The sequence below is a fragment of the Metapseudomonas boanensis genome (assembly GCF_042232855.1).
In the GTDB taxonomy this organism is placed as follows: Bacteria; Pseudomonadota; Gammaproteobacteria; order Pseudomonadales; family Pseudomonadaceae; genus Metapseudomonas; species Metapseudomonas boanensis.
The window spans coordinates 393799-418273 of the sequence record NZ_CP113889.1; the positions used below are offsets into that span (position 1 = coordinate 393799).

At 64.6% G+C, this 24475-nt stretch carries 19 protein-coding genes; 14 read left to right on the forward strand and 5 right to left on the reverse strand.

Translation table 11 applies throughout. From position 1 onward, the window contains the following. Positions 1-395 precede the first annotated feature (395 nt). The 4 genes from OXH74_RS01835 (at position 396) to OXH74_RS01850 (ending at position 7437) form a co-directional block, all read left to right on the forward strand. A complete protein-coding gene (locus OXH74_RS01835) occupies positions 396-2141 on the forward strand; it encodes a hydantoinase B/oxoprolinase family protein (RefSeq protein WP_215374557.1) in 1746 nt (581 codons plus the stop codon). A 13-nt stretch (positions 2142-2154) separates the two neighbouring features. Continuing rightward, positions 2155-4239, forward strand: a complete 2085-nt coding sequence (locus OXH74_RS01840; protein WP_375739835.1) for a hydantoinase/oxoprolinase family protein — start codon at positions 2155-2157, stop codon at positions 4237-4239. 98 nt (positions 4240-4337) lie between these two features. Continuing rightward, positions 4338-5294: a helix-turn-helix domain-containing protein gene (locus OXH74_RS01845; RefSeq protein ID WP_375739836.1), complete on the forward strand. Its 957-nt coding sequence runs from the start codon at positions 4338-4340 to the stop codon at positions 5292-5294. 439 nt (positions 5295-5733) lie between these two features. After that, positions 5734-7437, forward strand: a complete 1704-nt coding sequence (locus OXH74_RS01850) for a BCCT family transporter (RefSeq protein ID WP_375739837.1) — start codon at positions 5734-5736, stop codon at positions 7435-7437. A 29-nt stretch (positions 7438-7466) separates the two neighbouring features. On the opposite strand, the gene OXH74_RS01855 is transcribed toward OXH74_RS01850, so the two are convergent. The 4 genes from OXH74_RS01855 to OXH74_RS01870 form a co-directional block, all read right to left on the reverse strand. Further along, a complete protein-coding gene (locus OXH74_RS01855) occupies positions 7467-8408 on the reverse strand; it encodes a LysR substrate-binding domain-containing protein (RefSeq protein WP_375739838.1) in 942 nt (313 codons plus the stop codon). 236 nt (positions 8409-8644) lie between these two features. Beyond that, positions 8645-9850, reverse strand: coding sequence for an MFS transporter (locus OXH74_RS01860; protein ID WP_375739839.1), 1206 nt, complete (start codon positions 9848-9850; stop codon positions 8645-8647). A 590-nt stretch (positions 9851-10440) separates the two neighbouring features. Further along, positions 10441-11178, reverse strand: coding sequence for a DUF899 domain-containing protein (locus OXH74_RS01865; protein WP_375739840.1), 738 nt, complete (start codon positions 11176-11178; stop codon positions 10441-10443). Between the two features lie 126 nt (positions 11179-11304). Further along, positions 11305-12312, reverse strand: a complete 1008-nt coding sequence (locus OXH74_RS01870) for an AraC family transcriptional regulator (protein ID WP_215374582.1) — start codon at positions 12310-12312, stop codon at positions 11305-11307. Positions 12313-13066: 754 nt separating this feature from the next. On the opposite strand from OXH74_RS01870, the gene antA reads away from it, so the two are divergent. The 10 genes from antA (at position 13067) to OXH74_RS01920 (ending at position 23205) form a co-directional block, all read left to right on the forward strand. Beyond that, the gene (gene antA / locus OXH74_RS01875; protein ID WP_375739841.1) at positions 13067-14461 is read left to right on the forward strand and encodes an anthranilate 1,2-dioxygenase large subunit; all 1395 of its coding nucleotides are present in this window, start codon (positions 13067-13069) and stop codon (positions 14459-14461) included. Beyond that, positions 14458-14949, forward strand: a complete 492-nt coding sequence (gene antB / locus OXH74_RS01880; protein WP_375739842.1) for an anthranilate 1,2-dioxygenase small subunit — start codon at positions 14458-14460, stop codon at positions 14947-14949. Before antA ends, antB begins: the two co-directional genes overlap by 4 nt. Before the next feature lie 19 nt (positions 14950-14968). Further along, positions 14969-15994: an anthranilate 1,2-dioxygenase electron transfer component AntC gene (gene antC, locus OXH74_RS01885; protein WP_375739843.1), complete on the forward strand. Its 1026-nt coding sequence runs from the start codon at positions 14969-14971 to the stop codon at positions 15992-15994. A gap of 232 nt (positions 15995-16226) precedes the next feature. Next, the gene (locus OXH74_RS01890; RefSeq protein WP_375739844.1) at positions 16227-17390 is read left to right on the forward strand and encodes an ABC transporter substrate-binding protein; all 1164 of its coding nucleotides are present in this window, start codon (positions 16227-16229) and stop codon (positions 17388-17390) included. A 64-nt stretch (positions 17391-17454) separates the two neighbouring features. Then, positions 17455-18366, forward strand: coding sequence for a branched-chain amino acid ABC transporter permease (locus OXH74_RS01895; protein ID WP_375739845.1), 912 nt, complete (start codon positions 17455-17457; stop codon positions 18364-18366). Positions 18367-18376: 10 nt separating this feature from the next. Next, positions 18377-19396 carry a branched-chain amino acid ABC transporter permease gene (locus tag OXH74_RS01900; protein WP_375739846.1) on the forward strand — a complete coding sequence of 340 codons (1020 nt, stop codon included), beginning with the start codon at positions 18377-18379 and terminating at the stop codon, positions 19394-19396. Further along, positions 19393-20142 (forward strand): ABC transporter ATP-binding protein, encoded by a 750-nt coding sequence (locus tag OXH74_RS01905; protein ID WP_375739847.1) that lies wholly within the window; start codon positions 19393-19395, stop codon positions 20140-20142. The genes OXH74_RS01900 and OXH74_RS01905 overlap by 4 nt, the downstream gene beginning before the upstream one ends. Next, positions 20135-20830, forward strand: coding sequence for an ABC transporter ATP-binding protein (locus OXH74_RS01910; RefSeq protein ID WP_215374607.1), 696 nt, complete (start codon positions 20135-20137; stop codon positions 20828-20830). The genes OXH74_RS01905 and OXH74_RS01910 overlap by 8 nt, the downstream gene beginning before the upstream one ends. Positions 20831-20974: 144 nt before the next feature. Next, on the forward strand, positions 20975-22231 hold the full coding sequence (locus OXH74_RS01915) for an OprD family porin (RefSeq protein ID WP_375739848.1): 1257 nt from the start codon (positions 20975-20977) through the stop codon (positions 22229-22231). Between the two features lie 524 nt (positions 22232-22755). Further along, positions 22756-23205 (forward strand): methyl-accepting chemotaxis protein, encoded by a 450-nt coding sequence (locus OXH74_RS01920; protein ID WP_375741702.1) that lies wholly within the window; start codon positions 22756-22758, stop codon positions 23203-23205. 160 nt (positions 23206-23365) lie between these two features. Here the strand turns inward: OXH74_RS01920 and OXH74_RS01925 are convergent, their stop codons facing one another. Beyond that, positions 23366-24229 (reverse strand): alpha/beta hydrolase, encoded by an 864-nt coding sequence (locus OXH74_RS01925; protein ID WP_375739849.1) that lies wholly within the window; start codon positions 24227-24229, stop codon positions 23366-23368. Positions 24230-24475: the final 246 nt, after the last annotated feature.

Consider the following 24475-nt stretch of genomic DNA (forward strand, 5'->3'; position numbering starts at 1 on the left):
GGTAATTCCCCTCCCCGAGACGCAGGCCCATTCGCGAGCAAGCTCGCTCCTACCGACGGAGGATCGGCGCCGGCCTGCGGCTCTTGTAGGAGCCAGCTTGCTGGCGAAGACGCAGGCCCATTCGCGAGCAACCTCGCTCCTACCGACGGAGGATCGGCGCCGGCCTGCGGCTCTTGTAGGAGCCAGCTTGCTGGCGAAGGTGCAGGCCCTTTTCGCGAGCAAGCTCGCTCCTACGTGGAATGCGCCCCGGTAATTCCCCTCCCCGAGTGCGCCAAAACGCAACAAGGGGTACACCCAGCGACAAGCCAGCCACCCCGCCCCAGCCGTAGCGTATACCCCACGGGCCGCGCGCAGACGGCCCTCACCCGAAACATAAAAACAAGCGTTGGTGCCCCATGAAAACAGTAGATCCCATTACCCTGGCGGTCGTGCGAGGCGCGCTGGAAACAGCGCAGCGCGAAATGACCCTGACCCTGGAGAAGACGGGCCGTTCCAGTGTCTTCAACCTCGCCCACGATTACTCCAACTCCCTGTTCGACCACCTCCCGGAGATGATCCTGCAAGGCCAGGACATCCCGATCCACCTGGGTTCGCTGATTCCCGCCATGAAGTGCGTGGCCGAGTTCTTCGGCGACGACATTGCCGAAGGCGACGTGATCTACCACAACGACCCCGCCTACAAGGGCAGCCACATCCTCGACTGCTGCATGTACAAGCCGGTGTTCTACAAGGGCGAACTGGTGTTCTGGACTGTCTGCAAGGGCCACCTCACCGACATCGGCGGCCCGGTGCCGGCCGGCTACAACCCGGACGCCAAGGAGATCTACGCCGAAGGCCTGCGCATCCCGCCGGTCAAGCTGTGGGCCAATGGCAAGCGCCGTGAAGACGTGATCAACCTGTTGCTCACCAACATGCGCGCCCGTGCCTACCAGGAAGGCGACCTCAATGCCCAGTTCGGCGCCTGCAGCGTCGGCGAACGGCACCTGCTGGATCTGCTCGACAAGTACGGCGTCGAGCAGGTCCGCGCCTGCATCGCCGAGCTGAAGAACATGGCCGACCGCCATATGCGCGCCCTGCTGCGCGACGTACCGGACGGCCACTACAGCGGCACCGCCGTGCTCGAAGACTCCGGCCACGGTCTGGGTGAGCTGGCCATCACGGCGCATGTGGAAATCCGCGGCGACCAGGCCCACGTACGCATCGAAAGCCCACCGCAGGTGCCCTATTTCATCAACTCCTACGAGGGTAACTCGGTATCCGGCGTCTACCTCGGGCTGATGATGTTCGCCCAGGTCGCCCCGCCCTATAACGAAGGGCTGTACCGCTGCGTCAGCGTCGACGTCGGCCCGCGCGGCACCCTGTGCAACGCCCAGGAGCCGGCGCCCCACGTCAACTGCACCACCACACCGATGGAAACCCTGGCCGATGCCGTGCGCCTGGCCCTGGAGCAGGCCTCGCCACAACGCGTCACCGCCTCCTGGGGCCACACCAGCGGCATCAACATCGCTGGCCGCGACCCGCGCAACGAGAACAGCGAGTACGTGACCATGGTCCTGGCCTCGATCATCTCCGGCGCCGGCGCCAACAAGGAAATGGATGGCTGGCACTCCCGTGGCCCGCTGTGCTGCTTCGGCGCGCTGATGAGCGGCGACATCGAGCTGCTCGAACACGCATACCCGGTGGTCATCCACCGCTACAGCCTGATGACCGATAGCGGCGGCGCCGGCGAATTCCGCGGAGGCTCCGGCACACGCCTGGAGATCGAGCCCTTGGCCCACGACATGACCATGGTCGGTTTCGGCGAAGGCCGGCAGCTGCCGACGGCCGGAGCGGCCGGTGCGCGCAACGCACTGATCGAGCCCAAGCTCGGCCGGCTGATCCACTGCAAAGCCAACGGCGAGGAAACCCACTACACCCAGAACCCCATGCTCACCGTCCGTCCGGGCGAGCGGATCATCAACATCAACCCGGGTGGTGGCGGCTACGGCGACCCGCTGCGTCGCCCCGTGGCCGCCGTACTGGAAGACGTGCGTAACGGCCTGGTCTCGCCCAAGGGCGCAGCCCTGGAATACGGCGTAATCCTCGACGCCGACGGTCACCTCGACGAAACCGCCACCCGCGCTGCCCGCGCCCAGTACTGATCGGAGATTCGACATGCGTAACCAATTTCGCCTGGGCATCGACGCCGGCGGCACCTTCACCGACTTCATCCTCGCCAACCGCGACGGCTCCGTGCAGCTGTTCAAGGCGCCCTCCACTCCGCAGGACGGCACCCTGGCCATCCGCGCCGGCCTCGCGCAGATCGCCGACGCCACCGGCCGCACGCCGGCGGACATCATTGCCAACTGCGATCTGTGCATCAACGGCACCACGGTAGCCCTCAATGCGCTAATCGAGCGCACCGGCGTGAAGGTCGGGCTGCTCTGCACCGAAGGCCACGAAGACAGCCTGGAAATCCGTCTGGGCCACAAGGAAGAAGGCCACCGCTACGACGCCCACTACCCGCCGGCGCACATGCTGGTGCCGCGCCACCTGCGTCGCCCCATCGCCGGGCGCATCCTCAGCGACGGCTGCGAGCACAGTCCACTGGATGAGCGTGCCATTCATGACGCCATCGACTACTTCCGCGCCGAGGGCGTGGAAGCAGTCGCCATCTCCTTCGTCTGGTCGGTGCGCAACCCGAGCCATGAGAAACGCGCCGCCGAACTGGTGCGCGCCGCCCTGCCCGGCGTCTTCGTCTGCACCGGCAACGAAGTGTTCCCGCAAATCCGCGAATACACCCGCACCTCCACCACCGTGGTCAACGCCTATCTGAGCCCGGTGATGGGCCGCTACGTGGAACGCATCGACGCCCTGTTCGAAGAACTTGGCGCCCAGCAGCCGGTGCGCTACTTCCAGTCCAACGGCGGTCTGGCTCCGGGCAATGTGATGCGCGACCGCGCGGTGAATGCGATCAACTCCGGTCCAGCCTCGGCACCGCAGGCAGGCCTCTCGGTGGCTCGTCCTTTCGGCATCGACAACGTGATCACCGTCGATATGGGAGGCACCTCCTTCGATATCACCCTGACCAACGCTGGCCGCACCAACTTCAGCAAGGACGTGGACTTCCTCCGCCAGCGCATCGGCGTGCCGATGATTCAGGTGGAAACCCTGGGAGCCGGCGGCGGCTCCATCGCCCACCTCGACGAGTTCGGCATGCTCCAGGTCGGTCCGCGCAGTGCCGGCTCCAAGCCCGGTCCGGTGTGCTACGGCAAGGGTGGCACCGAGCCGACCGTGACCGACGCCAACCTGGCCCTTGGTTACCTGCCGGACGGTGCCCTGCTCGGCGGCACCATCCGCCTCAATCGCCAGGCGGCGCTGGACGCCATCCGGCAGAAAATCGCCGATCCGCTGGGCATCAGCATCGAACGCGCGGCCTTCGGCATCACCACGCTGGTCAACCTGAACATGGTCAACGGCATCCGCCGCGTGTCCATCGAGCGCGGCCATGACCCGCGTGACTTCGCCCTGATCGGAGCCGGCGGCGCGGCGGGCATGCACGTGGTTCGCCTGGCCGAGGAGATCGGCATCCATACCGTACTGATTCCCAAGGTCGCCTCGGGCCTGTGCGCCTTCGGCCAGATCCTCTCCGATGTCCGCTATGACCAGCTGACCACCCTGCCCATGCGCCTGGACGCCGAACACGTGGACCTGGGCCAGCTCAACCGCGCCATGGCCGACCTGCGCCAGCAAGGGCTGGCCAACTTGCGCGACGATGGTTTCGGCGAAGAGACCACCAGCTGCCACTACACCTTGGAAATGCGCTACCTCGGGCAGATCCATGAATGCAGCGTGGAACTGAAGGAGCATCAACTCGACGAAGCGGGCCTTGCCGCCCTTTGCGAGTCCTTCCACTCGCTTCACAAAACCCTCTATTCCTACAGCGAAAAGGGCAGCCCGGTGGAGTTGGTGAACCTGGAGTGCTCGGTGATCGGCCATCTGCCGCGCCCGCCGCAGCCCGAGCTGCAAGGCCCGGCCAACCCGCCGGCACCGGTTCCGAACAGCCTGCGCCCCATGCTGTTCAGCGCCGATGGCGACTGGCAGTCCACCGCCGTGTTCAATGGCAACCGCTTGCTGCCCGGACAGACAGTGCAAGGCCCCTGCGTGATCGAGGAAGACACCACCAACATCGTGGTGCCACCGGGTTGGCAGGCGACTCTCGAGCCGTCCGCCACCTACCGGGTGACGTGCTGCGCTTGATGCGGCCCTGAATCACGCGGATCATTGGCCGACACACAGCGCGGCAGGTTCGACCTGCCGCGCTGTCCTCACAAAAGCAATAAGCACGAGGACACGCCATGCCCCATGAATTGTCGACCGGCAGCTGGTCGCAGCATGAACGACAGGTGCGCTGGGCCGAGGCGATCAGCGATACCTACTTCCCGCTGTCGCTGGAGTTCGACACAAACAAGCCCTTCGACGGCCACCTGCAGGTCTGGGATACCCCAAGCAGTCCCGTCAGCCTCTCGCGCCTGCGCTCCAGCACGCTGGGTTATTCACGCAGCAAGGCTCAGGTTGGCCAGGACAACGAGGCGTTCTATCTGGTCACTGTGCCCCGCTGTACCGATGTGCATTTCGAGCAGGACGGCCGCCAGCTGAGCTGCGCGCCGGGCGGCTTCATCGTCGAACGCGGCGACGCGCCCTACCGCTTCCATTACGGTGCCGAGAACGATCTCTGGGTGCTCAAGCTGCCCGAGCGGGCACTGCGAGGCCACTTGCGCGGCCCCGAGCGCTACACCCGTTTCTGCTTCGGCGCCGAACGCGGCCTGGGGCGGGTTTTCATCGAGCAATTGGGGTTGTGCGCTGCCAACTTCGACGACTGCCCGTCCTCCGCCCGCCACCTGCTGCTGGAACAGACCCTGTCAACCCTGCTGCTGGTGTTGCAGCAGGACGAACGCGTGCTCAGCAGTGAAAGCTCCAACCTCAGCGCCCTGCACCTGCAACGAGTCGAGCAGTTCGTTGCGCAGAACCTCGCCGACCCGGAGCTCTCCCCGCAATCCATCGCCAGCGCCTGCGGCCTGTCATTGCGCTACCTGCACAAGCTCTTCGCCGCTACGCCCTACACCCTAGGCGAGTGGGTGCGCCAGCAACGCCTGGAAGCCGTGCATCGCCAACTGCGTGATCCGCACTGCCACCTGTCCATCGGCGAACTCGCCTACCGCTGGGGCTTCAGCGATCAGGCCCAGTTCACTCGCGCCTTCCGCCAGCAGTACGGCTGCACCGCCCGTGAAGTCCGCAACGCCAGCTCGCACTGAACAGCCCTTCAGGATGAATCCGCTCGCAGGGATGCGCACGCTGATCCGCTGGCTCCGCGCTACAGCGTCAGCGAATCGGTGGACCGCCATCTGCTGCCCCCGCTACTGATCACTGCCGGGATCAGGCAGGCCAGGTGGCCTGGGCGATATGGGGCGCTGATCGGGAATCCCCGGTGCCTCTGCATGGCACTTTCACGATGCAGGCCAACGGCCCGCCCCATCAGTCCCCCGAAGGCACAGCCTTGCGGTTCTTGGCGAATGAGTTCTCCCCTGCAAAGGACGGCCCTGTTCTCGTCACCCCCACTACCCATGCCGAAATATCATCAAGGCATGACTAAAAATGAGTTGCCCGACAATCCGCTCTGACCCATTTTTGTCGCCCTAAATTGGGCCTTGGCGCCCTGTAAAAACCCTTGAACAAAAACAAAAGGGGATGTAGATGCGTGCAGAGTCGGGCCTGTTCAAGGGCCTCAATCCCGTGGTGACGCTCAGTTCCGTGCTGTTGGTGATCGCCTTCGTCGTAAGCTGTGTCCTGCAAGCCGAGCAGGCGGGGGAAGTCTTCAAGGCCACCTCGGACCTGATCCTTAAGGACTTCAAATGGTTCTACCTCGGCTTGGTCACGGGCGTCCTGGGTCTGCTGATCTACCTGGCGATGAGCCGCTTCGGGCACATCAAGCTCGGGCGTGACGAAGACGCGCCTGAGTTCAGTTTCGGCTCCTGGATCGCCATGCTGTTCAGCGGTGGCATGGGCATCGGCCTGATCTTCTGGTCGGTGGCCGAGCCAATGTCGCACTACGCCGACAACCCCTTCGCCCAAGGGCTGACCGACGAAGCCGCCACCACCGCCATGCGCATCACCCTGTTCCACTGGGGCCTGCATCCCTGGGCAATCTTCACCATGGTCGGCCTGGCGCTGGCGTACTTCGCCTACCGCAAGGGCCTGCCGCTGACGATGCGCTCCATTCTCTACCCGCTGATAGGCGAGCGCATCCACGGCCCCCTGGGCCATGCGGTGGACATCATCGCCGCGGTGATCACCGCATTCGGCGTGTCCCTCTCCCTGGGGATGGGGGTGGTGCAGATGAACACCGGCCTCGCCCAGGTCTTCAACCTGCCGGTGAACCTGAACGTGCAAGTCGCGCTGGTGGTCATCATCAGCCTGGTCACCACCCTGTCGGTGATGGCCGGCGTATCCCGCGGCATGAAGATCCTCTCGGAATGGAACATGATCCTCTCCGTGGTGCTGGTAGTGGCGGTGCTCTGCCTGGGGCCCACCCGCTATATCCTCAACCTGATGCTGGAGAGCACCGGCGACTACGCGCAGAACATCATGCACCTGAGCTTCTGGAGCGACACGCAGAAGGACAATGGCTGGCAGAACCTGTGGACGGCCTTCTACTGGTCCTGGTGGCTGACCTGGGGCCCCTTCGTCGGCCTGTTCATCGCCCGCATCTCCAAGGGCCGGACCGTTCGCGAGCTGATTGTCGGCGCGCTGCTGGTGCCCACCGTGGTCACCATCATCTGGATGTCGGTGTTCGGTGGTTCGGCGCTGAAGGCCGAGCAGGAAGACCGCATCCAGCATGAACAGCGGGTGACCGCCGGCGAGCTGGTGGGCGAGCAGGCCAGGTTCGACGGCGGCCCGCTGCTGCTGGCCACCCAGCAGGACGCCACCTCGGCCATGTTCGTCCTGATGGACCGGATCGACGGCGGCCTGCTGGGCAAGGCCATGAGCATCCTGGTCTGCATCCTGCTTGCAACCTACTTCATCACCTCGGCGGACTCCGGTACCCAGGTGCTCTGCACCCTCAACTCCAACGGCAGCACCAACCCACCCAAGAGCATTCGCCTGCTCTGGTGCGTCCTCCAGGCTGGCATCGCCATCGCGCTGCTGCTGGCCGGCGGGCTGACGGCCATCCAGATGGCCAGCATCGCCGCCGGCCTGCCCATCGCCGCCTTCGTCCTGTTGCTGAGCTACACACTGATGTGCTGCCTGCGCCAGGAACCCATGGGCGCGCTGCCCGGCCACCCGGGCGGGCGTCGTATGCCGCTGCAGGACCCGCAGCGGGACGGCGCCAGTCCGGCCGGTCGCACCATGCCGGGCAGCAGTCTGGATGGCGCACTGAGCGCACGCAAGACCGGTTGACTCCGCCCGCCCCTTACGAAGCCGGCAGCTTAGGCTGCCGGCTTCGTGCTTTCCGAACCCCGGGCAGTGTCGGCCAGATGCTGCTCGATCAGCCACTGGCGGAACTGCCGCACGCTCTGCCGCGGGCTACCGGGCCCGGGCCGCTCCAGCAGGTAGAAGTGGCCCTCGGTGTTCAGCACCAGGTCGTTCGGCCGCACCAGGGCGCCGGTGAGCAGGTGATCGTCCACCAACTGGTGCCAGGCCAGCGCCACGCCCTGTCCATTGAGCGCGGACTGGATCAGCAGGCTGTAGCTGTTGATGTTGATCCGCTGCCGCGGCGCCATGGGCCCGAGCCCGAGACGGACGAGCCATTCCGGCCAGCCGATCCAGTCCCGCTGGGCCGCTTCCAGCCAGAGCCAGGTGCAGTCCGCCAGGCCATCTGCCGAAGCAAGGTGCGGGTGCCGCGCCAGATAGGCAGGACTGCACACCGGGAACACCTCTTCGGCGAACAGCGGCGTGGCCAGCATGTCCTTGGGTGGCTTGCTGCAGTAGTAGAGCGCTAGGTCGCAATCCAGGCGGGCGAAATCCCGCACCTGGTCATTGGCGACGATGCGCAGATCGATCTCTTCGAAGCGGCCTTTGAACTCGGGGACTCTCGGCAGCAACCAATGCGCGGCCAGCGCGGTGCTCGTGACCACGGTCACCTGCTGGTCGCCGCGCCAGTGGCGGATCTCGTCCGTCGAGCGGGCCAGGTGCAGCAGGCTGTCGCGTACCGTTTCGTAGTACTGGCTGCCAGTGGGGGTGAGATGGATAGTGCGGGTATTGCGCTCGAACAACGGCTTGCCCAGGTACTCTTCCAGATGGCGCACCTGACGGCTGATAGCACCCTGGGTGACGTTCAGCTCGCTCGCGGCTTGGGTGAAGCTCAGGTGCCTGGCGGCAGCCTCGAAGCCGACCAGGCTGTTCAGGGGAGGCAAGGGATGGATCTTCATGATTCAGGCCTGGGGCGATGCGTCCTCTCATAGATGGCGCGATCTTAAGGCCCTATTCCGCCCGCCGTCGCCGCGCCTGGCGGGGATAGCTATTCCCGTGTCGCTCATGGCTCTGTCAAGCGCTGGCCATTGGCCTGCAAAGGTGCACGCAACGGATGGGTTTCTCGGCGCAGTCTCTCATTGACCGGCTGCCGCTCCTCCGGCCGCCGGTGCAGTGTCATGCGTTTGTCCAGTACTCACCCAGCTGTTGCGGCTGCCGCCGATCGCCCGGCCCGGCTCAGTACGTTGAAGCTGGTGATGGCGGCAAACGCGAAAGCCCCTTGCAACCCGATCATGGGCCAGGCGGTCCCATCTTGCAGTACGCCGAGCAGCAAGCCACTGCAGGTGGCACCGGACATCTGGGCGAAGCCCATCAGTCCCGCCGCCAGGCCAGCTCGGTGGGCGTTAGGGATCACCACGCCGGCCACCGAGGCGGGGATCAACATGCCACCGCCCAAGGTCACCAGCACTTGCGGCAGGGAAACCCCCAGCACCGACAAACCAAGTACGGCATGTACCAGCATCGTGCCAAGCGCTCCCAAGGCGACCAGCGTCACGCCGATGCCGACGATACGCCGCGGCCCGAGACGCATGATCTGCCGCTGGGTGAACAGGGCCCCGGCGATCAGCCCGGAAATGGTAGCGCCGAACACCAGGCCGTACTCCGCCGACGTCAGTCCGAGCAGGCCGATGTAGACTGCCGATGATCCGGCCACCACAGCGAACATCGCGCCGTAGGTGCAGGCCAGGGCCAGGGCCAGGGCGCGGCTGGACGGGTTGTTCAGCAAGTCCAGGTAGCTGCTCAGCAGTGTCGGCAAGTGACCGGCTTTCGGGTCAAGGTTCAGGTTGCTCTCCCGGTAGACCACCAGCACCGCCAATAGCGCGCAACCGCCCACCGCCAGGGAGGCGAAGATGGGGGCGTGCCAGCCACCCCAGTGGGTCAGCAGACCACCCAGCATCGGTGAGAGGGCAATGGCGCAGAGCATACCGATCACCGTCAGCGCCAGGGCTGGCGCCGCTTGCGCCTGCCACACATCGCGTACGATCGCCCGGGCCAGGACCATCGCCGTACAAGCCCCCAGGCCCTGCAGCATGCGCCCGACAATGAAGTCAGCCATGCTGTCGGCCAGCAGCATCCAGGACGTGGCAACCAGATAAAGTATCAGTCCGCCAACCAGCACCGGTCGACGGCCGACCCGGTCGGACAGCGGTCCGAGTACCAGCTGCCCCAGTCCGAAAGCGGCAACGAAGATAGACAGAGCGGTCAGGCTGGCACCGCGCTCAGCCCCGAGTCCCTGCTCGATGCCGGCGAGCGCAGGAATGATCAGTTGGGTCGAAAGTTCACCCAGTGCCGTGAGCACCATCAGGATCGCCAGCAGCAGGCGCGAAGCTCCGGCGCTCATGACAGATCTCCCTGACTGGATGGATGGGTATCCGCTGTCGCGGACCATCCCGCTTCGAACGCCAGTGCAATCAACTGGTGCTCGAACATTTGCCAGCTTTCGTGGCTGATCCAATCGCTCGCCTGGCACCCGACCAGGCTTTCGTCACCTCGTTGCTCGCCCGCCATCTTCGATTCCTCGCAGACCGTGCCGCCAGACCGGCAGCAATTAAATTACGGTCAACATATATACTCTCCTTGAAATGATAGCCATAATTTTTTGAGCCTTTCCCGACGGAATGCCTGCCCCTGATTGGATTGGCTATGTCTGCGTTAGTTGGTGCCAGTCGTCTACGGCCGGGCTGAGAACCTTGCAAGAGCAAGAGGGACGCCTGGTTCTTGATCGCGAATCCAGCCCCGCATTCGCCAGCAAGCTGGCTCCTACAATCGCGGCAGGTCGACGCCGATCTCCGTGCCATAGGAGCGAGATGCATCCAGTTGCAACACGAGACAGGGACAGAGCCGATTCATCCGCCAAGGGCAGCAAAGATGCCCCTTGCGGATCCGAGAAAATGAAGTCGCCCCGCAAGGAAAAGCAGCGAGACCTGAAGGCTATGCGCTGCAACAACTCTCTGGCTTCTCCGGCCCTTCCTCATACCGATCGTGGTGGCGCATCCAGTCCATGATTTCCTGCTCATCACGCCCCTTGGGCAGCAGGTCCAGGTAGTTGTAGGCGCCCACCAGCATGTCCAGGCCGCGCGCGTAGGTGGAATAGGTGTGGAAAATCTCACCCGCGCGGTTGCGGTAGAGCACGCTGAGTCCAGGCATGTCCTCGCCCGGATCTTTGCTGGTGCCGTAGTTGTAGCGGGCGGTACCGGCGGCGATGTCCTCCGCCCTCACCGCTACGCCGAAGTCGTAATTGAAATCACTGCCATGGGACGACACCCATTTGAACTGCCAGCCCATCCGCCGTTTGAAGGACTGGAATTCCGGCCAGGGCGCCCGTGATACCGCCAGCAGGGTCACGTCGTGATGCTTCAGGTGCTGATTGGCACTGTCGATGTGATCCGCCAGGAAGGAGCAGCCAGGGCAGCCCTCCTCCCAACCGGGGCCGAACATGAAGTGGTAGATGACCAGGGTACTGCGCCCGTCGAACAGGTCCGAAAGCGTCTCGCGCCCTTGCGGCCCTTCAAAGACGTAGGCTTTGTCGATCCGAACCCAGGGCAGTGCGCGGCGCTCGGCACTGAGTTGGTCGCGCAGTCGAGTGAACTCCTTCTCCCTGCGCAGGTGCGCTTCACGCGCCAGCACCCATTGCTCCCGGGAAACCACGGGGTGGTTGTCGATGTTCATGGTGACTCTCCTGATCCGCAGCCCAGTCTGGGGGGCTTTCACCTCCTAGTCGTCCGGGCTTGCGGCCAATCGACAACACCGTGACAGGCACTCGACCAAAGGTGGACGAGCACCTGCGACAGCCACCTAGCGCACGCGCCGCGCCTCAGCGCGCTGCACGGTCATGCTCGGGGTTTCATCGAACAGCTTGCGGTACTCGCTGGAGAAGCGGCCGAGGTGGTTGAAGCCCCAGGCCATGGCGATCACCGAGATATTGCGCTGGGAGCGATCTTCGAGGATCTCCTGGCGCACGGCCGTCAGTCGGTACTTCTTCAGGTAGGCCATGGGCGACAGGCCGAAGAACTTCTTGAACCCCTCGAACAGCTTGAAGCGCGAGATACCCGAGGCCTGCTCGATGTCCTCCAGGAAGAGTTCTTCACGGGCATGCGCATGGATGTAGTCGCGGGCGCGGACCAGGTAATACGGCAGTTTGATCTCCAGCCGTGCGCGCAACTCCTCGGAGTAGTTGTTCGGCTGGGCGAGGATCAGCCCCTTGATCAGCGCACTTTCCAGATCACGGGTGAAAAACAGCTGGCCGTAGAGGTCTCGGCTGCGCTCCAGTTCGTCGATCAGATGGCGAGCCATACGCCACCAGGAGGCGGCGGCACCGTTGACCGCATCCATCTCCGGCTCGAAGCAGAGCGGTACATCCACGGCGCGCTGCAACAGGTCTTCCAAGGTTTGCTGCATGGCCGCCCGGGGAATGGCCACCTGCAGCTTGTGGCAGTCGCCGCCGATGGTCAGCTCCTGATGCTCATAGGGCGAGACGATCACGCCGTGATCACGATCGGAACGCAGTAGCCGGCCCGACTTGGCCAACTCCTGCTCACCGGACAACGGCAGGCTGACGCTATAGCAATTGAGGTTGGTTTCTTCGCCAATGCCGATGACCACGTCGGTACCGTACTCGACGTAGCCGAGCGTGGTAGACATCGACCGGAGGACATTGCCGCTGTGATGAAACTGGATCCGGTTTGGCTGGCTGGCTTTCAGCAGGTGCGGTCCACAGATGTCCGACATCCAGGATCGCGCTCCTGCCAGATCGTAGCGATCGGCGGAGATATCACGGAAATGCAGGTCATTTTTTGTCGTCATCACGCGGCACCCATCACGGCTGTTCTGAACGTGCGCGCTCTTGCGGCGCGTCACTCTCCACGTACAGCAAGGTCCATGCCAGCCCCCGGGGCGTCCGGACATTGCGAAATTCGAGGATAGCACTGGCCAACTTTCCGGACAGGAATGGCCGCCCAACGGCCGGGCGACGCCCCTAACGGGCGATCCAGAGCGGCCTCGTGACTCATTGGGCACAGCTTTGGGGCAACGCTGCCCTGCCTTGGTCAGGTAGCGGAACTCCACGATTTCGAGTCCTGCCAACCTCCCACGCCCACCGCGCGACCTCAGCGGCAGGTAGGTGTTACTTCCTTTGGAAACACCCACGGCGGCGCGCGCCCGGCTTTCGCAGCCAGCGGATAGGAAAACCTCATTTATCGGATAGCCCTGCCGCCCCCTTCCTGCTAGCGGCAGGCAAATCGATCCACAAGCGTTACCGCCTGCCTGGAATCCCGACAAAGGCTGTTACCTCGCGGGGTTGCACGGCGTTAGTCGCTGTCGATGAGGCCAGTTGGACGGCTCGCTCGCTATCCCCTTTTTCGACCAAGACTATCCACTTGTTTTGGCCCGTCCGGCTCAAGGAACACTTCACCCCAGAGCGCCCCTGGCTTGCGGCCGAACTCCACCTGCCAGGCCGAATTTTACGGATCGGCTTTGCCAACTAAGCGGATAGACCGGATTACCCGCGGCTCCTTCTAATGAACCCCACTGATTCGCCCGATGTGGAAGGTGCCAACCCATGAATACTTCGAATAAAAGCGTTGCGCAGTGGAGAGAATACGTCAGCGGCTGCCTGGACTTCCGTCCTGACGAAGGCGTGTACCGCATTGCCCGGGACATGTTCACCGAGCCGGAACTGTTCGACCTGGAGATGGAACTGATCTTCGAGAAGAACTGGATCTACGCCTGCCATGAAAGCGAGATCGCCAACGCGAATGACTTCATGACCATGCGCGCCGGCCGCCAGCCGATGATCATCACCCGCGACGGCAACGGCCAGCTGCATGCCCTGATCAACGCCTGCCAACATCGCGGCGCCACCCTGACCCGCGTCGGCAAGGGCAACCAGTCCACCTTTACGTGCCCCTTCCACGCCTGGTGCTACAAGAGCGACGGCCGCCTGGTGAAGGTCAAGGCGCCGGGTGAATACCCCGAGGGCTTCGACAAGGCCACTCGCGGTCTGAAGAAAGCGCGCATCGAGAGCTACAAGGGCTTCGTCTTCATCAGCCTCGACGCCAACGGCACCGACAGCCTGGAAGACTTCCTCGGCGACGCCAAGGTGTTCTTCGACATGATGGTCGCCCAGTCGCCTACCGGCGAACTGGAAGTGCTGCCCGGCAAGTCTACCTACACCTACGACGGCAACTGGAAGCTGCAGAACGAGAACGGTCTGGACGGCTATCACGTCAGTACCGTGCACTACAACTACGTGGCCACCGTGCAGCACCGTCAGCAGGTCAACTCGGCCAAAGGCGGCGCCAGCAGCACCCTGGACTACAGCAAGCTGGGCGCCGGCGATGCCGAGACCGACGACGGCTGGTTCTCCTTCAATAACGGCCACAGTGTGCTGTTCAGCGACATGCCCAACCCCGCCGTGCGCCCCGGCTACGCCACCGTGATGCCGCGCCTGGTGGAGGAGCACGGCCAGGCCAAGGCCGAGTGGATGATGCATCGTCTGCGCAACCTGAACATCTACCCCAGCCTGTTCTTCATGGACCAGATCAGCTCGCAGCTGCGCATCGTGCGGCCGGTGGCCTGGAACAAGACCGAAATCATCAGCCAGTGCATTGGTGTGAAGGGCGAGTCGGACCAGGATCGCGAAAGCCGCATCCGCCAGTTCGAGGATTTCTTCAACGTATCCGGCATGGGCACCCCGGACGACCTGGTGGAATTCCGCGAGGCCCAGCGCGGCTTCCAGGCCCGCCTGGAGCGCTGGAGCGACATCTCCCGCGGTTATGACAAGTGGGTCACCGGCGTCACCTCGAACAGCCAGACCCTGGGCATCGCGCCGGTTCTGACCGGTACCGAATTCACCCATGAAGGCCTGTACGTGAACCAGCACGCCAACTGGCAGCGGTTCCTGCTCGAAGGCCTGGACCAGAAAGCCCTGAAACTGCAGGAGGTGCAGGCATGAACCAGCAACTGCAATACCAGATCGAACAGTACCTCTACCGCAAGTCAGCGCTGTGCGACGCCCAGGACTGGGACGCCTACCTCGACCTGTTCGACGAGCAGTGCGAATACCACCTGCCACAGTGGGAGTCCGAGCACGAGTACACCAAGGATCCGAAGCGCGGTATGTCGCTGATCTATTACAGCAACCGCTCGGGCCTTGAGGATCGCGTGTTCCGCATCCGCACCGGCAAGGCCGCCTCGACCGTGCCGATGCCGCGCACCCTGCACCAGATCAGCAACGTGCGTATCGCGGAAATGGCCGACGGGCAGCTGGAGGTGAAGGCCAACTGGCACACGCTGTACTACCGCCTGGGACAGAGCGAGCAGTTCTTCGGCCACGCGACCTACCACCTGAGACCCACGGGCGAGAGCTGGAAGATCACCCGAAAGCACATGGTGCTGCTCAACGACACCATCAACTCGGTGCTCGATTTCTACCACCTCTGATCGACTGGATGTACGCGCCATGAACCACAAGGTCGCCTTCAGTTTTGCCGACGGCAAAACCCTGTTCTTCCCCGTGCAAGGCAACGAGATCCTGCTCGACGCCGCCCTGCGCAACGGTATCAACATCCCGCTGGACTGCCGCGAGGGCGTCTGCGGTACCTGCATGGGCCGCTGCGAATCCGGTCGCTTCGCAATGGACTACGTGGACGAAGAGGCCTTGTCGGCCAAGGACCTGGAGCAACGCAAGATCCTCACCTGCCAGACCCGCGTGCAGTCCGATGCGTCGTTCTACTTCGACTTCGACTCCACGCTCTGCGGCGCGTCGAAGACGGTGGAGGAACGTGGCGTGGTGACCCATGTCGAGCAGGTCTCGCCCACCACCGCCATCCTCCACCTGGATGCCGGCGTCGACGGCCAGCAACTGGACTTCCTGCCGGGTCAGTACGCTCGCCTGCAGATCCCGGGCACCGAGGCGAAGCGCTCCTACTCCTTCGCCAACCGCCCCAATGCCGCGAACAAGCTGCAGTTCCTCATTCGCCTGCTGCCGGACGGCGTGATGAGCAACTACATCCGCGAGCGCTGCAAGGTGGGTGACGAGATCCGCTTCGAGGCCCCGCTGGGCGCCTTCTACCTGCGCCATGTGGAAAAGCCCCTGCTCCTGGTGGCCGGCGGTACCGGTCTCTCGGCCTTCCTCGGCATGCTCGACGAGATCGCCGAGCGCGGCGGCTGCGGCCAGCCGGTGCACCTGTTCTACGGTGTGCGCCAGGTCGCGGACCTCTGCGAACTGGAACGCATCCAGGGCTATGCCGCGCGTATTCCGGGTTTCCGCTTCATCCCGGTGATCAGCGACGAAGACCAGCAATGGGATGGCAAACGTGGCTACGTACCCCAGCACTTCGATGCCGCCGCGCTGCGTGAAGCACCGTTCGACATGTACCTGTGCGGCCCGCCCCCCATGGTCGAGTCAGTCAAGACCTGGCTCACGGAGAACGGTATCGACAACGGTCACCTGTATTTCGAGAAGTTCACCGAAAGCAATACCTGAAGGTCAAGGCTCATCGCCACTGTAGGAGCCAGCTTGCTGGCGAACGTCCCAACTCTTCGCGAGCAAGCTCGCTCCTACACGCTAACGCACCACGGATTCGCCAGCGAACTGGCTCCTACGACCAACCGCTGTAGCCACAACAACAAGCCTTGCGACACCCGCTTCACCCACTGCCCACCAACAACAATCAGCAGGCCGAGTCACGCGGCACTGCGCAACCAAGGCGGTAACCATGAAAAACACTCTGAACCTTGCGATGCTCGGGGCCGCACTGGCCTCTTCCCTCCCCGCCCTGGCACAGGACCCTGTGCGCATTGGTTTCATAACCACGTTGTCGACGCCCGCCGGCTACCTCGGCGAGGACGCCCGCGACGCTTTCCGCCTGGCCATGGAGCAGGAAGACGGAAAGCTCGGCGGCGTGCCGGTGGAGCTGGTGGTAGAAGACGATGGGCTGCAGCCCGCCCGCGGCAAGCAGATCATCGACCGCATGAGCCTGGACGGCATCTCGCTCTACACCGGCGTGATGTTCTCCAACGTGCTGGCCGCCGTGGTGAACGGCGCCACCCAAGGCGACAGCTTCTACATCAGCACCAATGCCGCCCCGTCCAACCTCGCCGGCGCGCAGTGCAAGCCCAACTACTTCGCTGCCTCCTACCAGAACGACGTACCCCACGAGATGGCCGGCGTCGCCGCCAACGACCTGGGCTACAAGAAAATGGTCATCCTCGCCCCCAATTACCAGGCCGGCCGCGATGCACTGGCGGGCTTCAAACGCACCTACAAGGGTGAAGTGACCGAGATCTACACCAAGCTCAACCAGCTGGACTTCTCCGTCGAACTGGCCCGTGTACGCGCCCTGGCGCCAGACGCCGTATTCCAGTTCCACCCGGGCGGCGCTGGCATCAACTTCGCCAAACAATACGGCAGCGCGGGCCTCGGCAAGAGCATCCCGATGGTGGTGCCGATCTTCTCCATGGACGAACGCATGCTCAGCGCCACCGGCAACGTGGCCGAAGGCGTGAACGTGGTCAGCGGCTGGAACCCCAAGGCCGACGCTCCGGCCAACCAGGCTTTCGTCAAGGCCTTCACCGAGAAGTACAACCGCGCGCCCACCGTCTACGCCGCCCAGGGCTACGACACCGCACGACTGATCGGCTCGGCGCTCAAGGCCACCAACGGCAACCTCAAGGATGCGGACGCCTTCCGCGCAGCCCTGCGCGAGGCGCGCTTCGACTCGGTGCGCGGCGACTTCCGCTTCGGCAGCAACCAGCACGCGGTGATCGACTGGCACCTGCTGCAGGTGAAGGCCGGCGCCGACGGCAAGCTCACCGAAGTCCCGGTGAAAACCATTGCCAAGGCCCAAGTGGACAGCTACGCCGCCCAGTGCGCGCTGTAACCCTCCGCTGATGTCCCCTCGCCTGCCGCCCTCTCGGCGGCGGGCCCCGCGTAGGACCTTTGCCATGCTGTTGCTCGAACAACTTCTCAATGGCCTGCAATACAGCGCCTTGCTGTTTCTGCTCGCCTCCGGCCTGACGCTGATCTTCGGCATCATGGGCGTAATCAACCTGGCCCACGGCGCCTTCTACATGGTCGGTGCCTTCTGTGCGGCCTACACTGCGATTGCTACGGGCTCCTTCTGGCTCGGCGGCTTGGCCGCGCTGGCCGGCGCAGCGCTCTATGGGCTGGTGATCGAAACCGGCATCATCCGCCGTCTCTACAACCGCGACCACCTGGACCAGGTGCTGGCCACACTCGCCGTGGTGTTTTTCACCAACGAACTGGTCACCCTGGTGTTCGGCCGCAGCCCGCCGGCCATGCCGACGCCCGACTGGTACAACGCCTTCGTCGAGGTACTGCCAGGGCTGATGTACCCGGTCAGCCGCCTGCTGTTCATCGCCGCCGGCCTGCTGGTCGCCCTCGGCATGTGGCTGCTGATCAACCACACCCGCCTGGGGATGCTGATCCGCGCGGGGGCCGACGATCACGAGATGGTGGGTGCCCTTGGCGTGAACATCTCGCGCCTCTACACCCTGGTGTTCGTCTTCGGCTGCGTGCTCTGCGGCCTCGCCGGCTTCATGGCCGCCCCACTGCTATCGGTGGAGATCGGCATGGGCGAGAAAGTACTGATCACCACCTTCGTGGTGATCGTCGTCGGCGGCGTCGGCTCGGTCCGCGGCGCGCTGTTCGGCGCCCTGTTGATCGGCATGGTCGACAGCCTGGGCCGCGCCTATATCCCGCCGCTGCTCGACCAACTGCTGCCCGCCGAGGTCAGTGGCGCCCTGAGCGCCGGACTGATTTCCGCGAGCGCCTACATCGTCATGGCCCTGGTGCTGCTGGTGTGTCCGCGCGGCCTGCTGCCGGCGCGTGCCTGAGGAGAATCCCATGTCCCGTCGACTGCTTATCGACCTGGCCTGCCTGGCCACCTTCGCGCTGCTGCCACTGCTGGCGGCACTGCTGGATGAACCCTTCCTGGTCAGCCTGTTCACCCGTCTGGCCATCTATGGCATGGCCGCCGCCAGCCTGGACCTGCTGATCGGCTACGGCGCCATGGTCAGTTTCGGCCACGCGGCCTTCTTCGGCCTCGGCGGCTACGTGGTCGGCATCATCGCCTTCCACACCTCGCAGATGATGCCGCTATGGGGCTGGGAGGGCAGCAACAGCGCCTTGCTGGTCTGGCCGCTGGCGTTGCTGCTGTGCGCCCTGCTTGGCCTGGTCATGGGCTACCTGTCGCTGCGCACCAGCGGCGTGCAGTTCATCATGATCACCCTGGCGTTCAGCCAGATGCTCTATTTCATCCTCGGATCCCTGTCCCTCTACGGCGGCGACGACGGCATCCTGATGAACGAGCGCAACAGCCTGCCAGGCCTGGATATGAACGACCCGACGCAGTTCTACTACCTGTGCGTGGGCCTGTTGGTGGCCTGGTTGCTGTTCTGCCGCCGACTGGTGGCCTCGCGCTTCGGCTTCGTCCTGCGCGGACTCAAGCAGAGCGAGCGACGCACCGTCAGCCTGGGCCTCAAGCCTTTGCGCTACCGCCTCACCGCCTTCGTCATCGCCGGCCTCGGCGCTGGCCTGGCCGGTGTGCTCTGGGCCAACTACGCGCTGTTCGTCAGCCCTGACATGGGTGCCTGGCAGAAATCCGGCGAGCTGATGGCCATGGTCATCCTCGGCGGCGTCGGCACTCTGCTCGGCCCGGTGCTGGGCGCGGCCGTGTACCTCGGCCTGGAGCAACTGCTGAGCCTGTGGACCGAGCACTGGATGCTGATCTTCGGCCCGCTGCTGCTGGCCGTGGTGCTGTTCGGCCGCAAGGGCGTCTACGGCTTCCTGCTGGCTGGAGCCAGGCCGCGCAAACCGGCCACCAAGGCCGCCCCGGTCGCCACCACCCGCGAGGTGCACCCATGAGCGCACAACTGTCGATCCGCGGCCTGGAGAAGGCCTTCGGCGCAGTGAAAGCCACCAACGGCGCCAACCTGGAACTGGCTGCCGGGGAACTGCACGCCATCATCGGGCCCAACGGTGCCGGCAAGTCCACGCTGATCTCGCAGATCGCCGGGGAAATCCGCCCGGACAAGGGTCAGATCCTCTTCGCCGGGCAGGACATCACCGACGTCCCCGCCCACGAGCGGCCGCGCCTGGGCCTGGCCCGCTCCTTCCAGGTCAGCCAGCTGTACCCGGATTTCAGCCTGCTGGAGAACGTCGCCCTGGCCATCGCCGCCCGCGAGGGCCGGACCTTCGGTATGTGGCACCCGCTCAGTCGCGACCAACGCCTGATGCAGCCGGCACGCGGCTATCTGCAGCGGGTTGGCCTCGGCCACCGTGCCGAGGACCTGGTGAGTGAACTGTCCCACGGCGAACGCCGTCAGCTGGAGCTGGCCCTGGCGCTCGCCCAGGAGGCCTCGGTGCTGCTGCTCGACGAACCCATGGCAGGCATGGGCGCGGAGGAGTCCGCGCGCATGACCGAACTGCTGCAGGAGCTCAAGGGCCGCTACGCGATCCTGCTGGTGGAGCACGACATGGATGCAGTGTTCGCCCTGGCCGACCGCATCACCGTGCTCGTCTACGGCCAGACCATCCTCACCGGCACGGTCGAAGAGGTCCGCAACAATGCGCAGGTCCGCGCTGCCTATCTGGGGGAAGAACATGCTTGAAGTCAGTGGATTGCAGGCCGGTTACGGCCTGAGCCAGGTGCTGTTCGACATGCACCTGAGGATCGAACAGGGCCAGGTGGTATCGCTGATCGGCCGCAACGGCATGGGCAAGACGACCACGGTCAAATCCATCATGGGCCTGCTCAAACCCAACGCCGGCAGCATCCGCATCCATGGCCAGGAAATGCGCGGTGCCACTCCCTACCGCATCGCCCAGGCCGGCCTTGGCCTGGTGCCTGAAGGCCGCCGCGCCTTCGGCACCCTCAGCGTGCGCGAGAACCTGCTGGCCACGGCCAGCCGAGGCAACGCCGGCAAGTGGGACCTGGCGCGCATCTACCAGCTGTTCCCACGCCTGGAGGAGCGCCAGGACCAGCTGTCCAGGACCCTCTCCGGTGGCGAGCAGCAGATGCTGGTGGTCGGCCGCGCGCTGATGACCAACCCGCAGTTGCTGATCCTCGACGAGGCCACCGAAGGCCTGGCGCCGATCATCCGCGAGACCATTTGGAACTGTCTGGCCACCCTCAAGGCCGAGGGCGAAACCATTCTGGTGATCGACAAGAACCTCAAGGAAATGGCGCGCGTGGTGGACCGCCACCACATCATCGAGAAAGGCCGCCAGGTCTGGCAGGGCACGCCGGACGAACTGGCCGCGGAACCTGCGCTGTCGCACCGCTACCTGGGCGTCTGACCGCCGCCCATTCCGCCCGACCCGGGGAGGAAGCGGGCCGGGCGGCCCACCGTCCCGTCACTGACCATTGCCACCGGCCACGCGTCCGGCGGCAGGCCTGCGGCTGGGCGTTCATCTCAAAACCAGAAAAAGAAGAGCCTTGCGATGACGTACAACACCCGACTGTTCCCGCTCATGCTGTGCACCACCCTTCCCCTGTCCGCCGTCGCGGCCGAGGGTGGGTTCTTCGAAGACTCCAGCGCGACTCTGCAGGCGCGCAATTACTACTTCAGCCGCGACTATTCGGACATCGTCGGCCCCAGCAAGCAGTCCAAGGCCGAGGAATGGGGCCAAGGCTTCATCCTCAATTTCAAGTCCGGCTACACGCCGGGCACCATCGGCCTTGGCGTCGATGCCATCGGCATGCTCGGCCTGAAACTCGACAGCAGCCCCGACCGGGTCAACACCGGCCTGCTGCCCGTGCAGGACGACGGCCGTGCCGCCGATGATTACAGTCGTGTGGGCGCCGCCGTGAAGGCGCGGTTGTCGAAGACAGAGCTGAAGGTCGGCGAACTGCAACCCAACCTGCCGGTGCTGAGTTTCAGCGACATCCGCCTGCTGCCCCCCACCTACCAGGGCGCCAGCGTCATCTCCAATGAAATCGCAGGGCTGACCCTGCAAGCGGGCCATCTGGTCTCCACCAGCCTGCGCAACGAGGCCGGCGACGACAAGATGCAGGCCATCGTCGGCTACCAGCCCCAGCGCCAGGGCACCAGCGATGCCTTCAACTACGCAGGCGCGGATTACGCCTTCAACGCCAACCGCACCACGGTCGGTGCCTGGTACGCACAACTGGAGGACATCTACAACCAGCGCCTGATCAGCCTCAAGCACAGCGAACCGGTCGGCGACTGGGTGCTGGGTGCCAACCTCGGCTTCTACGACTCGGCCGAGGACGGCAAGCAGCTGATCGGCGAACTGGACAACCAGGCCTTCTACTCGCTGTTCTCGGCCAAGCGCGGCGGACACACCTTCTTCGTCGGTTACCAGGGCATGTTCGGCGGCCAGGGCTTCCCGCGGGTATTCGCCAACGTCACCCCTCTGGGTAACGAAGTGCCCACCTACGAGTTCGCCTCGGCCGACGAGCGCTCCTGGCAGGTCCGCCACGACTATGACTTCGCCGCCCTCGGTATCCCCGGCCTGACCACCACCTTGCGCTATATCACGGGCGACAACGTCGACACCGGCAAAGGCTTCGAGGGCCAGGACTGGGAGCGCGACCTGGACATCGGCTACGTGTTCCAGAGCGGTGCCCTCAAAGGGCTGGGCGTGCGCGTGCGGAACGTCACTGCGCGCTCCAACTACCGCACCGACATCAACGAAAACCGCCTGATCCTCAATTACACATTGGCACTGTTCTAGGACCGCGCGTCGCCGCCCGGCTACGGCACGGCCTGCTCCACCCGTGGGGGCGAACGAATTCGCCCCCATGGGTGGCCCGCCCATAGTCCCTGCCCGACAAGGAAATCCCCATGCCCCGAAAAACCCTGGCTGCCTTTATGCTCTGCCTCGGCGGCCTGTTCATGCTCGCCGCCTGGCTGCTGGCCAGCCCCTGGCCGCTGGCGCTGGCCATCGTCTGCACCTTCTGCGGAGGGCTGCTCTACCACCGCCTACCCGCCCAGGTAATCGAGATACCGGTTATCCATCCCGCCCCGGAGGCGCTACCCGCACCACCACCCCCTGTGGATCTCCCCGTGGCGCAGACAACCGCCCTGCCCCTCGAACAACTCCTCTCCCGTCTGGCCGAACTCAGCGGCGCTATCGCCGACAGCGAAGCGGACATGCAGCAGGCCAACACACTGGCCCGCCAGGCCGGTGAGAGCCTCAAGCTCTCCACCCAGAGCATCGAAGACTCGAAGACCTCGATCAGCGAGCTCGCTGACTACATGGGCCACATCACCGAGGTGTTCAATGACCTGAGCGACCAGTCGCAGCGCATCGGCTCCATCGTCGGCAGCATCCAGGAGATTGCCAAGCAGACCAACCTGCTGGCCCTCAATGCGGCCATCGAGGCGGCACGAGCCGGCGAACAAGGTCGTGGTTTCGCCGTGGTGGCCGATGAGGTGCGCCTGCTGGCACGCCGCGCGAACGAGGCTAGCGAGCAGATCCGGCAGATCGTCGGCGGCCTGCAGACAGCATCAAAAGATGCGCGCACCGGCCTGCGGCAGGTAGACGGCTCGACGCGGGCCGGCCTGGATAAGTCGGACCTGGCGCTGCAGGCGTTGGCTGAAATGAAGACCGTCGCAACCGCGCGTTACGAGATCGTCCAGCGCATTATGCTGCGCCTCGATGAGAAGCAGCGGATCACCGGGCAGTTGAGGGAGCTGCTGGACTGAATCGACGATGCCCGCGGCACCTGACTTTGCCAAGGGGCTGCTTTTACTGTGGGGGCGAATTCATTCGCCAAGGGCAGCGTAGCTGCCCCCTACGAGATTCCGCAGGGCAGACCTGCGGCCTGCTCAGCGATTGAATTCACCCCCCAGCAAATCCCGCCACTTACAACCCCATCAGCTCGATTGCCGCCTGGTACAGCGGCGTACCCGCCTGCCCCAGCTCCAGCACCACGTCGAAATGATTCCTGCCGGGCGCTGCGACGAGGCGGCCGGGCAGTCCCTGGCTGGTCCAGGCAGCCAGGTACTCCTCCGACTGCCGGGCAAACTCCTCGGTCTCCAGCGCACCGTAGCTCACCACCAGCTCACCGCCTTCGGCAGGCAGCTGGAAGGCCGGGCTGTTACGGATCGCCGCGGCCTCGTCGAGATTCATCCAGCCATTGATATGGGTCAGCAGCAGCGGCCGCAGATCGAACAGGCCGCTGATGGGCAGCGCCCCCCGCAGCACCGTCGCCGGTACGCCGTATTCAGGCTGCCAGCCGCCGGCCAGCAACATACCCACCAGATGTCCGCCCGCCGAGCTGCCGCTGGCATAGAGGCGCTGCGGATCGCCGCCGAACTCACCGATGTGCAGGTAGAGCCAGGCGAGTGCCCGACGGGCCTGGTCGACGATATGGTCCAGCGTCACTGTCGGCGCCAGGTCGTAGTCCAGCACCACCACGCAGGCTCCCGCCGCCGTCAGCGCCGACGCCATGAAAGCGGAGTCGGCCTTGGACAGGGCACGCCAGTAACCACCATGGATGAACAGCAGCACCGGCGCGTCGGGCCGGCTGGCGGGGAAGATATCCAGCCGCTCACCGGCTCCCGGCCCATAGGCCACATCCTTGAAGCAGGGCAGGCTGGCGTGGGCCGCATCACTGAGCGCCCGGTACTGGCGCGGATACTGGTCGAAGTCATCGACACTGGCGCGGGCGTTGTATTGGACGTCGAAGTAGGCGGCCAGATCGGCTGGGGTGGTCGCGGTGGTCATGGAATGCTCCTGGTCAGGTCCAACCGATTAGGCGACAGCCAGCGAATGTCCGAAATCCTGATAGTTGGGGATGGCTATCCAGCTAGTTCGTGTGGAAGGGCCTGCGGGGGACGGCCACTGTAGGGGCAAATTCATTCGCAAAGGCGTGTCACTTCAAGTCCCTGCATGGCCCACTTTCCCTCATCCGAACGCGGCCCGACCCTGCCCCTTTCCCGGTGGGAGGGGGTGACTCTCGCTGGAAAAGTT

Excerpts from the sequence above, each read along its gene's own strand:
- OXH74_RS01835 (WP_215374557.1), top strand. The coding sequence starts at position 396 with ATGAAAACAGTAGATCCCATTACCCTGGCGGTCGTGCGAGGCGCGCTG.
- OXH74_RS01840 (WP_375739835.1), top strand. The coding sequence starts at position 2,155 with ATGCGTAACCAATTTCGCCTGGGCATCGACGCCGGCGGCACCTTCACC.
- OXH74_RS01845 (WP_375739836.1), top strand. The coding sequence starts at position 4,338 with ATGCCCCATGAATTGTCGACCGGCAGCTGGTCGCAGCATGAACGACAG.
- OXH74_RS01850 (WP_375739837.1), top strand. The coding sequence starts at position 5,734 with ATGCGTGCAGAGTCGGGCCTGTTCAAGGGCCTCAATCCCGTGGTGACG.
- OXH74_RS01855 (WP_375739838.1), bottom strand. The coding sequence starts at position 8,408 with ATGAAGATCCATCCCTTGCCTCCCCTGAACAGCCTGGTCGGCTTCGAG.
- OXH74_RS01860 (WP_375739839.1), bottom strand. The coding sequence starts at position 9,850 with ATGAGCGCCGGAGCTTCGCGCCTGCTGCTGGCGATCCTGATGGTGCTC.
- OXH74_RS01865 (WP_375739840.1), bottom strand. The coding sequence starts at position 11,178 with ATGAACATCGACAACCACCCCGTGGTTTCCCGGGAGCAATGGGTGCTG.
- OXH74_RS01870 (WP_215374582.1), bottom strand. The coding sequence starts at position 12,312 with ATGACGACAAAAAATGACCTGCATTTCCGTGATATCTCCGCCGATCGC.
- antA (WP_375739841.1), top strand. The coding sequence starts at position 13,067 with ATGAATACTTCGAATAAAAGCGTTGCGCAGTGGAGAGAATACGTCAGC.
- antB (WP_375739842.1), top strand. The coding sequence starts at position 14,458 with ATGAACCAGCAACTGCAATACCAGATCGAACAGTACCTCTACCGCAAG.
- antC (WP_375739843.1), top strand. The coding sequence starts at position 14,969 with ATGAACCACAAGGTCGCCTTCAGTTTTGCCGACGGCAAAACCCTGTTC.
- OXH74_RS01890 (WP_375739844.1), top strand. The coding sequence starts at position 16,227 with ATGAAAAACACTCTGAACCTTGCGATGCTCGGGGCCGCACTGGCCTCT.
- OXH74_RS01895 (WP_375739845.1), top strand. The coding sequence starts at position 17,455 with ATGCTGTTGCTCGAACAACTTCTCAATGGCCTGCAATACAGCGCCTTG.
- OXH74_RS01900 (WP_375739846.1), top strand. The coding sequence starts at position 18,377 with ATGTCCCGTCGACTGCTTATCGACCTGGCCTGCCTGGCCACCTTCGCG.
- OXH74_RS01905 (WP_375739847.1), top strand. The coding sequence starts at position 19,393 with ATGAGCGCACAACTGTCGATCCGCGGCCTGGAGAAGGCCTTCGGCGCA.
- OXH74_RS01910 (WP_215374607.1), top strand. The coding sequence starts at position 20,135 with ATGCTTGAAGTCAGTGGATTGCAGGCCGGTTACGGCCTGAGCCAGGTG.
- OXH74_RS01915 (WP_375739848.1), top strand. The coding sequence starts at position 20,975 with ATGACGTACAACACCCGACTGTTCCCGCTCATGCTGTGCACCACCCTT.
- OXH74_RS01920 (WP_375741702.1), top strand. The coding sequence starts at position 22,756 with ATGGGCCACATCACCGAGGTGTTCAATGACCTGAGCGACCAGTCGCAG.
- OXH74_RS01925 (WP_375739849.1), bottom strand. The coding sequence starts at position 24,229 with ATGACCACCGCGACCACCCCAGCCGATCTGGCCGCCTACTTCGACGTC.